The organism is Vibrio makurazakiensis (assembly GCF_050337375.1).
GTDB classification, from domain to species: domain Bacteria; phylum Pseudomonadota; class Gammaproteobacteria; order Enterobacterales; family Vibrionaceae; genus Vibrio; species Vibrio makurazakiensis.
The window spans coordinates 63,852-78,618 of the sequence record NZ_JAKJSW010000019.1; the positions used below are offsets into that span (position 1 = coordinate 63,852).

The 14,767-nt window shown below is 43.5% G+C and carries 13 protein-coding genes and 1 tRNA gene; 2 read left to right on the forward strand and 12 right to left on the reverse strand.

Annotated features, from left to right (window positions below; translation table 11 throughout):
• Window positions 1-5: 5 nt before the first annotated feature.
• From rlmH to leuS, 5 genes are all read right to left on the reverse strand, one after another.
• The gene (gene rlmH, locus L4C33_RS02295; protein WP_137359217.1) at window positions 6-476 is read right to left on the reverse strand and encodes a 23S rRNA (pseudouridine(1915)-N(3))-methyltransferase RlmH; all 471 of its coding nucleotides are present in this window, start codon (window positions 474-476) and stop codon (window positions 6-8) included.
• 3 nt (window positions 477-479) lie between these two features.
• A complete protein-coding gene (gene rsfS, locus L4C33_RS02300; RefSeq protein WP_428810853.1) occupies window positions 480-797 on the reverse strand; it encodes a ribosome silencing factor in 318 nt (105 codons plus the stop codon).
• 49 nt (window positions 798-846) lie between these two features.
• A complete protein-coding gene (gene holA, locus L4C33_RS02305) occupies window positions 847-1,872 on the reverse strand; it encodes a DNA polymerase III subunit delta (RefSeq protein ID WP_428810854.1) in 1,026 nt (341 codons plus the stop codon).
• An 8-nt stretch (window positions 1,873-1,880) separates the two neighbouring features.
• A complete protein-coding gene (locus L4C33_RS02310; protein WP_428810855.1) occupies window positions 1,881-2,531 on the reverse strand; it encodes an LPS-assembly lipoprotein LptE in 651 nt (216 codons plus the stop codon).
• A gap of 181 nt (window positions 2,532-2,712) precedes the next feature.
• A complete protein-coding gene (gene leuS / locus L4C33_RS02315; protein ID WP_428810856.1) occupies window positions 2,713-5,289 on the reverse strand; it encodes a leucine--tRNA ligase in 2,577 nt (858 codons plus the stop codon).
• Window positions 5,290-5,556: 267 nt separating this feature from the next.
• On the opposite strand from leuS, the gene L4C33_RS02320 reads away from it, so the two are divergent.
• Window positions 5,557-6,027 (forward strand): zinc ribbon-containing protein, encoded by a 471-nt coding sequence (locus L4C33_RS02320; RefSeq protein WP_428810857.1) that lies wholly within the window; start codon window positions 5,557-5,559, stop codon window positions 6,025-6,027.
• 100 nt (window positions 6,028-6,127) lie between these two features.
• Here the strand turns inward: L4C33_RS02320 and lnt are convergent, their stop codons facing one another.
• From lnt to miaB, 5 genes are all read right to left on the reverse strand, one after another.
• Window positions 6,128-7,645 carry an apolipoprotein N-acyltransferase gene (lnt, locus tag L4C33_RS02325; protein ID WP_428810858.1) on the reverse strand — a complete coding sequence of 506 codons (1,518 nt, stop codon included), beginning with the start codon at window positions 7,643-7,645 and terminating at the stop codon, window positions 6,128-6,130.
• 55 nt (window positions 7,646-7,700) lie between these two features.
• Window positions 7,701-8,591 carry a CNNM family magnesium/cobalt transport protein CorC gene (corC, locus tag L4C33_RS02330; protein ID WP_428810859.1) on the reverse strand — a complete coding sequence of 297 codons (891 nt, stop codon included), beginning with the start codon at window positions 8,589-8,591 and terminating at the stop codon, window positions 7,701-7,703.
• Window positions 8,592-8,675: 84 nt separating this feature from the next.
• On the reverse strand, window positions 8,676-9,140 hold the full coding sequence (gene ybeY, locus L4C33_RS02335; protein ID WP_428810860.1) for an rRNA maturation RNase YbeY: 465 nt from the start codon (window positions 9,138-9,140) through the stop codon (window positions 8,676-8,678).
• Complete coding sequence (locus tag L4C33_RS02340) at window positions 9,141-10,259, reverse strand: PhoH family protein (RefSeq protein WP_428810861.1); 1,119 nt, start codon at window positions 10,257-10,259, stop codon at window positions 9,141-9,143.
• Window positions 10,260-10,423: 164 nt separating this feature from the next.
• Window positions 10,424-11,848, reverse strand: coding sequence for a tRNA (N6-isopentenyl adenosine(37)-C2)-methylthiotransferase MiaB (gene miaB, locus L4C33_RS02345; RefSeq protein WP_428810862.1), 1,425 nt, complete (start codon window positions 11,846-11,848; stop codon window positions 10,424-10,426).
• Between the two features lie 309 nt (window positions 11,849-12,157).
• Here miaB and L4C33_RS02350 point away from each other — a divergent pair, with 309 nt between their 5' ends.
• Window positions 12,158-13,333, forward strand: a complete 1,176-nt coding sequence (locus L4C33_RS02350) for a 2-octaprenyl-3-methyl-6-methoxy-1,4-benzoquinol hydroxylase (RefSeq protein ID WP_428810863.1) — start codon at window positions 12,158-12,160, stop codon at window positions 13,331-13,333.
• A 63-nt stretch (window positions 13,334-13,396) separates the two neighbouring features.
• Here the strand turns inward: L4C33_RS02350 and L4C33_RS02355 are convergent, their stop codons facing one another.
• Window positions 13,397-14,437 (reverse strand): lactonase family protein, encoded by a 1,041-nt coding sequence (locus L4C33_RS02355; protein ID WP_428810864.1) that lies wholly within the window; start codon window positions 14,435-14,437, stop codon window positions 13,397-13,399.
• A gap of 150 nt (window positions 14,438-14,587) precedes the next feature.
• Window positions 14,588-14,672, reverse strand: a tRNA-Leu gene (locus L4C33_RS02360).
• Window positions 14,673-14,767: the final 95 nt, after the last annotated feature.

The window sequence follows — 14,767 nt, forward strand, 5'->3', positions numbered from 1 at the left end:
AACGCTTATTCTCTGTGATAAGGGTGGTTGGCAGTAACGCTCCACGCTCGGTATAAACTTTCAGCCATAATTACACGAACCAGAGGGTGTGGAAGTGTTAAGGCTGATAGCGACCAACTCTGATCGGCTGCAGCTTTACATGCCGGAGCCAGACCTTCAGGGCCACCAATAAGAATAGACACGTCGCGTCCATCCAACTTCCAGCTTTCTAGCTGTTCAGCTAGTTGCGGTGTATCCCATTTCTTACCAGGAATATCCAAGGTAACGATACGGCTACCTTTTGGTACAGCTGCCAGCATTGCCTCACCTTCCTTTTGTAAGATTCGAGCAATATCAGCATTTTTCCCGCGTTTACCTGCTGTAATTTCAACAAGTTCTAGGGGCATGTCGTGTGGGAAGCGGCGTTTATATTCTTGAAACCCCTCTTCAACCCATTTGGGCATTTTTGTACCGACCGCGATTAACTGGATCTTCAAAGCTTAGCCCCAAAGTTTTTCTAGTTGGTAAAGCTCACGATGCTCTGCTTGCATAACGTGTAGCATAGTTGTACCCATATCAAGTACAACCCATTCACCTTCTTGTGCACCATCGACACCTAGAGGCTCAAGGCCTACTTTCTTCACTTCTTTAGCTACGTGATCTGCGATAGATGCAACGTGGCGCTTAGAAGTGCCAGTACATACAATCATAAAATCGGTAACGCTAGATTTGCCTTCCACGTTAAGAGTAACAATGGATTCAGCTTTCATATCATCAGCTTTGTCTGCTAGGAAATCTTTTAGTTCTTCACGTAACACTGGGTGTTCCTTAAATCTTTAATGTATTCAGTTGGATCATATCATGCTTTTAAGCCGGATATGGGATTGAAGCTTGTGGGAGACACAGCTCTATGCTCATTTGATGGATTAATGGCCAGGCGGAGTCTTCATATTGTGTTTTCGCGGTAACTTCAGCTAAAGATAGCAAGCTGAGCGTAGAGTGTACGCCTTGAATAGAAAGCCTTGTTAGCGCGGCGTTATAAAGTGGCTTTTTGGATTGCCAGATATGATGCTTTTCAAAAACTTGATTCATCGGTGCTGTTTTCATTTGCTGCATCATTTGTAGCAGTAGATTGAGCTCACGTTGAAGGCTTCTGAGTAAAATAACAGCTTCGACGCCCTCAGCTTCAAGTTGGCGTAAGATCCGCTGTGAACGGTTGGCTTTACCTGCTAATAGCGCATCAACCCAATGAAATGGCGTAAAGTGGTTATGTCGGCTTAAAGATTCCTCAAGGCGTACTAAGGTTAATTTACCATCAGGATATTGAAGCGCGAGTTTTTCAAGACTCTGAGTTAGGGCGAATAGGTTGCCTTCATGCCACTGCGCCAGCATTTGTATCGCTTCTGGATCTGGCGATAGTCCTAACTGTCGACAGCGTGTTTGTACAAATTGTGGCAGGCGGCTGACATCAGGTGTCAAGCAGCTAACCCAATGCCCCTGGTTCGAAAGTGCTTTAAACCACTTCGAATTTTCTTGCGCTTTAGTGAGCTTACTGCCGATTAAGACTAATAAAATATCGCTATGAATTTGCTCAGAAATTGCCTGCAGCTCCTTAGCGATAGCTACGTTTACTCCTGATTCAGGTAGCTCTAACTCAATAATTTGACGACTTGAGAATAGGCTTAAGGCTTGAGTGCAGTCATAAACCTGATTCCAATCCAAATTAGCATCAATAGCAAAGCGATGTTTTTCGTCAAAACCTTGCTGAGTTGCTACTTTTTGGATTGCCTCGCGGCTTTCCTGAATGAGTAGCGGTTCATTACCAAAAATAAGGTAAACGTTATTTAGTTGTTTGCTGAGTTGCTCAGCTAACCTATCGGCAYAGATACGCATGTAAAACGTTACTCTGCGCTAGTGTTTGAGTTAGTGCCATCTACAGACACTTCTATTTCTGGTAATTCGCCTTCAATAGTTGTAATGCCGTATTGTTTTTCTAACTCTTTGACCTGGCTGTGCTCCATATCATCAAGGTTCATGGTGTTTGCCGCGATGTTCGCTTTTAAGCGGGCCATTTGACGAAGAATTTGCACAGAGGCCAACTTACGCATTTCATCTTCGATCATATCGCGTTCAACTGATTTTGCTAATGCAGTTAAAGGGTTATCTAGGTAACTGCGAGTTACACTGGTGGAAAAAGTTTTTGAACCAAGCTCAGGAATAGTTACACGATAAGAGGRTCGAAATGTTAGTTCTTTCTCGGCTGCACGAGTGTTTTGGTAAAGAGACAAAGTTCGTTCACCGACACTTTCACTAGCAATGTGTAAATTTGGGATATTCTCGGCTGGTGTAACGAGTTCAATTTCATTCATTCGTAATTGGCCTTTCACTAGTCGAGTGAAAGTACTGTACTGGTCGTAACTGGTGACGGATATTTTATTCAGTTCTTCAGGTACCGAGTAATCGCCACGTAAGTGGAAACCACATGCTGTTAATAAACTAGCCGTTAAAACAATAAGGGTAAGCTTTAGTGAAGATAGTGAAATCAGACGCATTATTTGATGGCTCTCATTACGATGGAATACTTATTTAAAGGCTCTGCAGCTAAACATCTACTTGTTGATTATGTTATTGAAAGCGTTTAAATAAGTAGACAGGGTAATTTATTCACCCTGTCTAAAGACGGTTGAAAATAAAAAAAGTTCATTTTCAACCGTTTAATTGTGCTTACTAAAATTAGTTAGCAACGATGTTTAGAAGCTTACCTGGAACGAAGATAACTTTACGAATCGTTAAGCCATCTAGGAACTTCTTAGCGTTCTCATCGTTTAGACCAAGTTCACGAACCTGTTCTTCTGTCGCATCAGCAGCAACGGTTAGTTTCGCGCGTAGCTTACCGTTGATCATTACAACGATAGTCTTCTCGTCTTCAACTAATGCTTTCTCGTCAAACGTTGGCCATGTTGCTGAATCTACATTTGATTCACCCAGAGCAGTCCACATTTCGTAAGAGATGTGCGGAGTCATTGGGTAAAGCATGCGAACAACAGCTTTTAGCGCTTCATCAAGGATTGCACGATCTTGTACAGATTCTTGAGGTGCTTTCGCTAACTTGTTCATCAGCTCCATGATCGCAGCGATTGCCGTGTTGAACGTTTGGCGACGGCCAATATCGTCCGTTACTTTCGCGATAGTCTTGTGAACGTCACGGCGAAGTGCTTTTTGGTCACCAGATAGATCTGAAGTATCAACAGATTCAGCAGCACCTTTAGAAGAGTGCGCGTGAACCAGTTTCCAAACACGCTTAAGGAAACGGTTTGCACCTTCAACGCCAGACTCTTGCCACTCAAGCGTCATGTCTGCAGGTGATGCAAACATCATGAATAGACGTACAGTGTCAGCACCGTACTTGTCTACCATCTCTTGTGGATCGATACCGTTGTTCTTAGACTTAGACATTTTGATCATGCCTGAGTGTTCAACTTCGCGGCCTTGATCGTCGACTGCTTTTTCAATGCGACCTTTACCGTCACGTTCAACAGTTACGTCAGTCGGTGCAATCCACTCTTTGGTGCCTTTTTCGTTTTCGTGATAGAACGCGTCAGCGAGAACCATGCCTTGACATAGTAGTTGCTTGAACGGTTCGTCAGACGTCACATAACCAGCATCACGTAGAAGCTTGTGGAAGAAACGAGAATAAAGCAGGTGCATACAAGCGTGTTCGATACCACCAACGTATTGGTCAACTGGCAGCCAGTAGTTTGCTTTCTCTGGGTCTAGAATGTCGTCAGCTTGTGGTGAACAGTAACGTGCGTAGTACCAAGAAGACTCCATGAACGTATCGAACGTGTCAGTCTCACGTAGAGCAGGCTCGCCGTTGAATGTTGTTTCAGCCCAAGACTTGTCTGCCTTGATTGGGCTCGTTACGCCATCCATAACTACGTCTTCAGGAAGAATAACAGGCAGTTGGTCTGCTGGTACTGGGTGAACTTCACCATCTTCTGTTGTTACCATTGGGATTGGCGCACCCCAGTAACGTTGACGAGATACACCCCAGTCACGTAGACGGAAGTTTACTGTCTTCTTACCTTTGCCTTCAGCTTCAAGCTTCGCAGCAATTGCATCGAATGCTTCTTGGAAAGCAAGACCATCGAATTCACCAGAATCGAACAGTACACCTTTCTCAGTGTAAGCCGCTTCAGAAACGTCTAGCTCAGAACCGTCTTCAGGTTTGATTACTGGGATGATATCGATGCCGTACTTAGTTGCGAATTCGTAGTCACGTTGATCGTGAGCAGGAACCGCCATTACAGCACCAGTGCCGTAATCCATAAGAACGAAGTTTGCTACGTATACAGGAACAACACGACCGTTAAGAGGGTGGATAGCCGTTAGGCCAGTATCCATGCCTTTCTTTTCCATCGTTGCTAGTTCAGCTTCAGCAACTTTAGTGTTACGACACTCTTCAACGAATGCAGCAAGCTCTGGGTTGTTCTTCGATGCTTTCTCTGCAAGAGGGTGACCTGCAGCGATACCAACGTAAGAAACACCCATTAGTGTGTCTGGACGAGTGGTGTACACTTCTAGTGGCGCTTCTTCACCGTTAACAGCGAAAGATAGCTCAACACCTTCTGAGCGACCGATCCAGTTGCGCTGCATGGTCTTAACCATTTCAGGCCAACCTTCAAGGTTGTCTAGATCGTCTAGCAGCTCTTGAGCGTACTCAGTGATCTTAATGAACCACTGTGGGATCTTCTTTTGTTCTACTGGAGTGTCACAACGCCAGCAGCAACCGTCTTCTACTTGCTCGTTAGCAAGTACTGTTTGGTCGTTTGGACACCAGTTCACAGATGAGGTCTTCTTGTAAACTAGGCCTTTCTCGTAAAGCTTTGTGAAGAATTCTTGTTCCCAACGGTAGTACTCAGGAGTACATGTTGCAAATTCACGGTTCCAGTCATAACCAAAGCCTAGAAGTTTAAGCTGGTTTTTCATGTACTCGATGTTTTCGTAAGTCCACGGAGCAGGCGCTGTGTTATTTTTTACAGCTGCGTTTTCTGCAGGTAGGCCGAATGCATCCCAACCGATTGGCTGCATTACGTTTTTGCCTTGTAGACGTTGGAAACGAGATACCACATCACCGATGGTGTAGTTACGCACGTGACCCATGTGCAGTCGGCCACTTGGGTACGGGAACATAGAAAGACAGTAGAATTTTTCTTTGTTTGGGTCTTCACTTACAACGAAAGTTTCGCTGTTATCCCAGTGTTGTTGAACCTTTTGTTCAATCTCTTGCGGGTTATATTGTTCTTGCATCGATGGTATCCGGTTATCTTGGAATTTGTGAGTTCGGTTAGAACAGAATCTTACAGATCGACATAGAATACCTAAAGGAGCTGAGTACAACAATAGCTATCCCCGTCATACTTGCAGTTGCAGCCTTGTTGACTGTGTAAATTCAACCTAATTACATAAGACAGCTATGCTTATAGGTATCAATAGTATTGATTCGTATAGGAATGGTCTTCTAGCTGCAACACCAAATATCTAGGGGTAAGGTTTGTAATCTTAAGGAGGTGGTTTATGCCAAAGAAAAAAGCGCTCTATGAGGAAGTCGTAGAAGAGGTTATTGAAACGCTAAAGCATAGCCCTGAAGAGCTTAACAATAAAATTGAAACGTCAGGTAAGCTCGCAAAAGCGGCTAATGATATGACGAAAGATGAACTGTCGCTGATCTCTGCATATGTTAAGTCCGACTTAAAAGAGTTTTCGGAAAGCTATGAAGAGAGTAAGAGCGGTCCATTTTATTTAATGATTACCGACTCTATATGGCAAGGGCTATTGGATATTACTGATCGCACCAAAGTGGAATGGGTTGAGCTATTTCAAGATTTAGAGCATCAAGGTTTATATCAATCGGGAGAGGTAATTGGGCTTGGTCGTTTGATTTGTGACAGTTGTGGTCATCAAACCGAATTCAACCACCCAACAACGATCATTCCTTGTATCAAATGTGGTAATAAAGGGTTTAGCCGTAAATCGTTAAAACCTTGATGTAGGTATGCTTCGACATCAAGTATGAGCCCCTTTTAGAGGGAGTTGTTACAAGGTTGACGCTTTCACGCCAACCTTAATTTTCTTACGTAATTAGTTTTTACGCATTTGCTTTCCTGAAGCGCCAACCAATAATCAGGCTTACTAAAACCCAAACATACAGTGGCCAACTTCCGACAATACGATACGGTGTTTGCCCATCTGTTGAGGTTAATTCAGCACGTAATATTGCAGTTTCAAACTGAGGCACCTGTTCAATAATTTGACCTTTATGATCTGTTACTGCAGTGACTCCGTTGTTGGTCGAACGAATTAATGGTTTGCCAAGCTCTAGCGCGCGCATACGAGCAATTTCCATGTGTTGCAATGGTCCAATAGATTTACCAAACCAGGCATCGTTAGAGAGTGTAAGGATAAAGTCAGTGTCATCAGTGACATTTTGCCTTACCTGCTCGTTAAAAATGATTTCGTAGCATAACGCAGGTGCTAGGTGACGACCGTTTGCAACAATGTTCGGTTGAATAAAGTCGCCTCGACTAAATGATGACATTGGCAAGTTAAAGAACGGTGCTAATGGGCGGAGAATATCTTCAAACGGTACAAATTCGCCGAATGGAAGTAAGTGATGTTTGTGGTAACGTTCTTCCAAATCGTAGCTGTAGTCGCCGTAAGGTGTATTACCGATAGCCAAAATACTGTTATAGAACTTACCGTCTTCAGACTGATTTAGGATACCAGTAATGATGGACGTATCGTTCATCTTAGCTGCGCTGTCTAAGTTACGTAAGTAAGACGGAATTTCTAGCTCAAAGGCTGGTACAGCTGCTTCAGGCCAAATGACGATATCGGCATCCCAGTTTTGACGACTGGCATCAGAATATTTCATGATGGTTGGCCAACGTTGGCTTGGAAGCCATTTCATCGCCTGATCTATATTGCCTTGAATTAGAGCTACAGTGGTGGTTTTTTCAGGATTAGGTGAAACCCAATCTACATGCTTAATACTAAACCCTGCGGTGATGAGTACAGCTGGAATCAATGCCACCAACCATGCTCGGTGGAGTATTGCGTAGCTGAAAGCAGCACCTGATGCGACGACGAGTAGTGTAACTAATTCAACGCCTCCGAGTGGAGCGAAAGAACCTAAGGGCGCATCTATTTGGCTATAACCAAGCCATAACCACGGGAACCCAGTCATTACCCAACCGCGTAGCCAATCACAAATTAGCCACAATGCTGGTGCTGCCAGAAAGAACCTTGAGAGGTTATTACTTGGGAAAAATTTGTTTAAACCCCAAGCAAACAGCCCAGAGTAGATAGCTAGGTAGCCAACGAGTAAACCCATTAAAGCCAGGTTGGCGATAAGCGGCATACCGCCAAAACCATCAATGCTGACATAAACCCAGCTGATGCCAGATGCAAATTGACCAATACCCCAAGCGTAACCAATCCAAAGAGCATTCTTAGGACTTCGATTATGGATGAGCAAGAGTAGTAGCGCAGGGCTTAATATGGCAAGTGGCCATATTTGGTATGGAGCAAAGGATAGTGTTGTGAGAGCGCCAACAAAAACGGCCGCAAGCGGCCGTAGTAGGCGATGAACAAGTGTATTCGTCATCTAATTTCGTTCTCGTATTCTTAGCTTAATACTACAGAGCTAAGAGAGTGATACGTTATTCTTCGATAATCGGAAGAGGTTCTTCGTCAGGGATCGTTACTTGAAGCTGTATAACACGACGGTTATCTGCAGAAGTGACTTTGAAATGATAACTTTCAATCTCGACCACTTCGCCACGTGATGGTAAATGACCGAATGCTGTCATCACCATGCCACCAACGGTGTCAACTTCGTCATCACTAAAAGCAGTTTTAAACGTGTCGTTAAACTCTTCAATAGTCGTAAGTGCTTTAACCGCAAAGGTATGTTTACTTAGCTTACGAATATCCAGTTCTTCTTCGTCGTCAAACTCGTCTTCTATTTCACCAACGATCTCTTCAAGAATATCTTCAATGGTGACTAGGCCAGAAACGCCGCCAAATTCATCGACAACAATTGCCATGTGATAACGTTCTTCACGGAATTCTTTCAGTAGGCGATCAACACGCTTACTTTCAGGAACAACAACCGCTTGACGGATCACTTGCTCAATGTCGAATGGAGCGCTGTCTGAACCCAAGTACTTAAGTAGGTCCTTTGCTAATAGAATGCCTTCAACATGGTCTTTGTCTTCACTGATCACTGGGTAGCGAGAGTGTTGAGCGTCAGTAAGAAGTGCAATCAATGTGTCTAGATCATCGGTGCGTTCAACTGTAACCATTTGAGAGCGAGGCAGCATGATATCGCGTACTCGCATCTCTGAAATTTCCATGACACCTTCAAGCATATCGCGAGTGTCGTGGTCAATCAGGTCATTTATTTCAGAGTCGCGAATGACATCGACGAGCTCTTGGCGATCTTTTACTTCACCTTGAAATAGTTGGCCTAGGCGTTCAAAGAAGGACTTTCTACTCGGACCTTCAGATTTTTTACTTCCCTCAGAAGTGGGGGGGTTACCTTCGTTCATGATTTCTCAAAAAATAACGCTATCAAAAGTGTGATAGCACACATTACAACTCAGATATAGGTGATGGTTCACCCGCTCGATGAGTTATTGTTTCTCTGCAATGTAAGGGTCTTCGAAGCCCATACCTTGCATGATTTCAGTTTCAAGAGATTCCATCTCTTCAGCTTCATCATCTTCGATATGATCATAACCTAGCAGATGAAGACTGCCATGTACAACCATATGCGCCCAGTGTGCTAGCAGAGGCTTATTTTGCTCTTTAGCTTCTTTTTCGACAACTTGGCGACAGATAATCAAGTCACCTAGCAGGTCGATTTCAATGCCTGGAGGCGCTTCAAAGGGAAAAGACAATACGTTTGTAGGCTTATCTTTTCCTCGGTAATCATGATTAAGCTGGTGGCTTTCTTCTGCGTCTACAATACGAATAGTTAGTTCTGCATTCTCTTGGAATTGAGGAATGCTTTTGTCTAACCAAAGCTGTAGGTCTTGCTCAGTAGGAAGGCCTTGCTCATTTTCGACTGCTAATTGTAGATCTAGTTCAATAGACATCTATTTATCACCTTGTTCAGCTACTGCAGAGCTATTTTGTGTTGCTAAATGTGTTACAGGCTGTTGGGATTCAACCAGTTTAGCTTCGCGTTCTTCACGGCGGCGCTTTTCAATTTCTTTACGTTCTTTCTGATCTTGTGCTTCCCACTTCTCATAAGCGTTAACGATACGAGCGACTACTGGGTGGCGAACGACGTCATCAGAAAGGAAGAAATTAAAACTAATTTCATCGACTTCGCTTAATACTTCAATCGCATGACGCAAACCTGATTTTGCGCCACGAGGTAAATCTATCTGGGTAACATCACCAGTAATGACAGCTCGAGAGTTAAAGCCAATACGTGTTAGGAACATTTTCATCTGTTCAACAGTGGTGTTTTGACTCTCATCGAGAATGATGAATGCATCATTCAATGTACGACCACGCATGTAAGCCAGTGGTGCAACTTCGATAACATTACGTTCTATGAGTTTCTCAACTCGTTCAAAGCCGAGCATTTCAAACAACGCATCGTAAAGAGGGCGCAGGTAAGGATCGACTTTTTGGCTTAGGTCACCGGGTAGGAAACCAAGCTTCTCACCAGCTTCAACTGCTGGGCGAGTCAATAAGATACGACGAATTTCTTGGCGCTCTAAAGCATCAACTGCGGCTGCTACTGCAAGGTATGTTTTACCTGTACCTGCAGGGCCGATTCCAAAGCTGATATCGTGTGTCACCATGTTCACCAAGTATTGAGCTTGGTTTGGTGTACGTGGTTTAATGACGCCTTTTTTCGTTTTAATGGTGACTTCTTTACCGTAGTCAATTGTAGACTCAGCGTGTTGCTCCAAAATACCAGATTCAGTGATAGCAAGATGCACTTGTTCAGGTTCGATATCCGGCGCATTACCTTTTACTGGAGCTGTCTCCACATAAAGGTGCTTGATGATATCTAAAGCGGCTGCTGTGGTATGAGGTTTGCCAACAATAGTAAAAAAGTTACTACGGTAGTTAATTTCAACGCCAAGACGACGTTCAAGGTGCTTGATATTGTCGTCGAATGGACCGCATAAGCTTGCTAGGCGGTGGTTGTCTGCTGGTTCCAGACTGATCTCTAAGGTGACGATTTTATTGCTCAAATTAGCCTCTCATTTTGTGCCACCCACTCTTTTCAATAAACAAAGAGCAAGAAGCCCGATTGGGACCGGGCTTCTAATGGCGATTTCCCTATTTCTAAGATGGTCACTTAGTTAGGTAATTTCAAGCTTTTCATTTGAGCTTTGTGTTCAAATAATTGTATTGCCTATGGTGTAAATGTCGCTACACCTAGCTCGTCTTCACGTTTTGTTTTTTCCATCATTTCTGCTGGAGTCATTACAACGCGTAGACCCATGTCTTTTTCTGTGCGAACGAGTTCACCACGCAGCGAATTGGTGTAAACCTCAGTGATCTTCACATCTACGAATTGACCGATAAGGTCAGCAGAACCTTCGAAATTTACAACTCGGCTGTTTTCAGTACGACCACGTAGTTCCATAAGGTTCTTTCTTGACGGGCCTTCAACAAGGATACGCTGCTCTGTACCTAGCATTAGGCGAGAGAAACGCATAGCTTGAGTGTTCACAGTTTGTTGCAGTTCGTATAGACGATCTTTCTTCTCTTGTGCTGGCACATCGCATGGGTAATCTGCAGCTGGCGTACCCGGACGAGGAGAGAAAACAAAGCTGAAGCTCATATCGAAATCAACTTCTTTAATTAGCTTCATCGTATCTTGGAAGTCTTGTTTAGACTCACCAGGGAAACCAACAATAAAGTCTGAACTGATTTGAATATCAGGACGAGCTTTACGCAGTTTACGAATAATAGATTTGTACTCAATTGCAGTGTGTGGACGCTTCATCATTGTTAGGATGCGGTCACTACCACTTTGAACAGGTAAGTGTAAGAAACTCACTAGTTCAGGCGTATCTTTGTAAACTTCAATGATGTCGTCACCAAACTCAAGCGGGTGGCTTGTCGTGAAACGAATACGGTCGATACCATCGATAGAAGCCACAAGGCGAAGTAGCTCTGCAAATGTGCAGATATCACCTTCGTGAGTTGGACCACGGAATGCGTTTACGTTTTGGCCAAGTAGATTTACTTCACGTACACCTTGCTCTGCAAGTTGTGCTACTTCGAATAGCACGTCATCCATTGGGCGGCTAACTTCTTCACCACGAGTGTACGGTACAACACAGTAAGTACAGTACTTAGAACAACCTTCCATGATAGAAACGAACGCAGTCGCGCCTTCGGCTTTTGGCTCTGGCAGGTTATCGAACTTTTCGATCTCAGGGAAAGAGATGTCCATTACTGGCTTTTCGTTAGACAGTGATGATTTAATCATCTCTGGCAGACGGTGCAATGTTTGTGGGCCAAAGATAACGTCTACGTATGGCGCACGTTGACGAATGTRATCACCTTCTTGAGTTGCTACGCAGCCACCCACACCGATCACCACACCTTCTTTTTTATCTTTAAGTGTTTTCCAACGACCAAGCTGGTGGAATACTTTTTCTTGCGCTTTTTCACGGATAGAACAAGTATTCAGGAGTAGTACGTCTGCTTCCTCAGGTACTTCAGTTAGCTCATAGCCATTTGCAGCGTTAAGCAGGTCAGCCATTTTTGATGAATCGTATTCATTCATCTGACAGCCCCAAGTTTTAATTAGCAGTTTCTTACTCATTTTTTGTTCGCTCGATCGTTAGTTTAATTTAAGGGAGCAAATCGCCCAGTATTCATCTGCAAGTGCCGTTTTTCATATTAACTTGTTCAGCTTTTATGATTGGCTCTAGCAGCAAGGCGCGTATTGTACTGGTTTCAAAACCGACTGACTAGTAGTCTGATAAAATCTATTCGGTAGTGGTTTTTATTATCGTTAACACTAGATACAGCAAGGGGTAACCCTTTTTTCAAATAAGGTTTTTGGTTACAAGTTAGTTGTGAAAACGTACAATTAAAAACAGTCAAAGAATCAAACTGATAAGTACAAAATATGAACAGTTACGACATTGTGGTAGTCGGTGGTGGCATGGTTGGTGCTGCGACAGCAATCGGGTTTGCTAAACAAGGGTTGGATGTTGCTGTGATCGAAGGTTTTGCTCCAAAAGCCTTTGACGAATCACAAGCGATGGATATTCGAGTATCAGCAATTTCTCAAGCTTCCGTTGACTTACTTGAAGGGCTTGGCGCCTGGCAAAGCATCACTGCAATGCGCGTGTGTTCTTATAAACGGTTAGAAACTTGGGAGCACCCTGAGTGTCGTACTCGGTTTGATGCCGCATCTCTTGAACTGCCTCGTTTGGGCTACATCATTGAAAATAGATTGATTCAGCTTGGCCTATGGGAGCAGTTTGAAGAATATGAAAATTTAACGCTTTTGTGCCCAGAGAAACTGGACACTATTGAGTTCGGCGAAACGAACACCGTGAAGCTTCAATCTGGCTCTCAATTATCAGCTAAATGGGTGATTGGTGCAGATGGAGCAAACTCTGCCGTTCGTCAGCAAGCTGGAATTGGCATAACGGCTTGGGATTACCGACAACACTGCATGCTTATCAATGTTGAAACAGAATTACCTCAACAAGATATTACATGGCAGCAGTTTACACCTACTGGGCCTCGCTCTTTTCTTCCGCTGTGCTCATTAGAGTCACAAGGGAGTAAGTCTGGGCAAGGGTCGTTAGTTTGGTACGATTCGCCGAAACGAATTAGCCAGTTATCTTCGATGGGGAATGAGCAGTTACGTTCAGAGATCTTGAGTCACTTTCCAAAAGAACTTGGCGATATAAAAGTTCTGCAAAAAGGTTCTTTTCCACTARCACGCCGTCATGCTCAGCATTACTCAAAGGATAATTGTATTTTAGTTGGGGACTCTGCTCATACAATTAATCCATTGGCAGGGCAGGGGGTTAACTTAGGGTTTAAGGATGTTGCGGTATTACTCGACGTGAGTGCTAAAGATAATGGTCTGACTACGAGAGCAATTAAGAAGTATGAGTTACGCCGACGAGGGGATAATTTACTGATGCAAAGTGGAATGGATTTCTTTTACAAAAGCTTTAGTAATGAGATAGGCCCGCTTAAATTTGCACGAAATGCAGCATTAAAGTTAGCTGAGGGTGCTGGGCCAATTAAAGCAAAGGTTCTGAAGTACGCGCTAGGCTTATAGTGAATGAATAGCAAATAAAAAGGAGTGCATTGGCACTCCTTTTTATTTTAAATAAGTAAGCAACTAATTAGTGACGCAGACTGGAGAACCAATAGTCACCAAAGATCCTGTATAAGTTAACGCACCATTTTTGTTGTTGCGCTTAAAACTCACTAGGCTATTTGAGTGCTGATTAGCAGCTACTACCCATTCACCATCATCACTGATATAGAAATCCCTCGGAAACTTACCTTGTGTAGAGAAGCTGTCTTTAAAAGTTAGTTGTTGGTTTTCTTTGGATACCTCAAAGCAACTTATCTTCGATTGTGCACGACACGAAACATACAAAAAGCGTCCATCAGGAGATAACTTAATGGCCGCAGCTGCTTCACCTTTTTTCTCCTTAGGGAGAGCATCTATTTCCTGGGTTATGCCCCATTGTCCTAGCGTTTTCCTTAACACTAAGATCGTCTCTGATAATTCACAAACCACATAAGCTGCTGTTTCATCTTGGCTGAATACTATATGACGAGGGCCACTCCCTGGTGGAGTCATAATGCTTTGTGCTGGTTCAGACAAAAATTGGTTTTGCTCTTCATCAAAACAGTAGAAGTTTACGCGATCTGAGCCTAAATCGACCGTAGCGTATTGTGGTGTGGATTTTAGAAATACACATTGGTGAGCATGTGGTCGGGTCTGACGATCAGCGTGTGGACCACTTCCTTTCGGAGATATCGTAGCCATCCGCTGATCTATAGTTCCATCAATATTCAGTGCGAATATATCGAACGATCCTGAAGAGTATTGAGAGGTCACTATATATTTATTGTTCGGGTCGATAGCGATATGGCACGGGTGATCACCCACGATAGGTGCTGAATTCGTAGGGCTTGAGGAACTCTTATTATTAATAAAAGATAAACGTGGATGAGCATTTTGAGCCACTTCCGATATGACGTAGTAACCCGATTGACTAGAAACAACAAATGATGGGTTTTGACAGGAGCTAAGTAACTCTAGCTTGCTCAATATACCGGTAGTTGTATTTAAATTGACTTGATAGAGCCCCTGGCTTTCGCTTGGGTAATCGGTATAGCTGCCAATAGTTAGAGATATGTTGTTCATAGACTTGATGCCAGTAACGATAGTTATAGCTATTGTCTAATAAAAAGCGCCGATTGAAGAGAGGGAGTTAAGACGTTGTACGTGATGAGAGTAGCAAAACTGTGTTTTTAGATAAAAGAAAACCCAGCTAAAAAGCTGGGTTTCTAATGATGGTGCGGTCGGAGAGACTTGAACTCTCACACCTTGCGGCGCCAGAACCTAAATCTGGTGCGTCTACCAATTCCGCCACGACCGCAGCAAACTTTTTAGTCATATCGAYGATTGGTAARTCAATATRACGTTGTATAAATGGTGGCTACTGCGGGATTCGAACCTGCGACCCCATCATTA

Bases quoted from the DNA above. Each gene is read 5' to 3' on its own strand.
- leuS (WP_428810856.1), bottom strand. From the start codon at position 5,289: ATGCAAGAACAATATAACCCGCAAGAGATTGAACAAAAGGTTCAACAA.
- L4C33_RS02320 (WP_428810857.1), top strand. From the start codon at position 5,557: ATGCCAAAGAAAAAAGCGCTCTATGAGGAAGTCGTAGAAGAGGTTATT.
- lnt (WP_428810858.1), bottom strand. From the start codon at position 7,645: ATGACGAATACACTTGTTCATCGCCTACTACGGCCGCTTGCGGCCGTT.
- corC (WP_428810859.1), bottom strand. From the start codon at position 8,591: ATGAACGAAGGTAACCCCCCCACTTCTGAGGGAAGTAAAAAATCTGAA.
- ybeY (WP_428810860.1), bottom strand. From the start codon at position 9,140: ATGTCTATTGAACTAGATCTACAATTAGCAGTCGAAAATGAGCAAGGC.
- L4C33_RS02355 (WP_428810864.1), bottom strand. From the start codon at position 14,437: ATGAACAACATATCTCTAACTATTGGCAGCTATACCGATTACCCAAGC.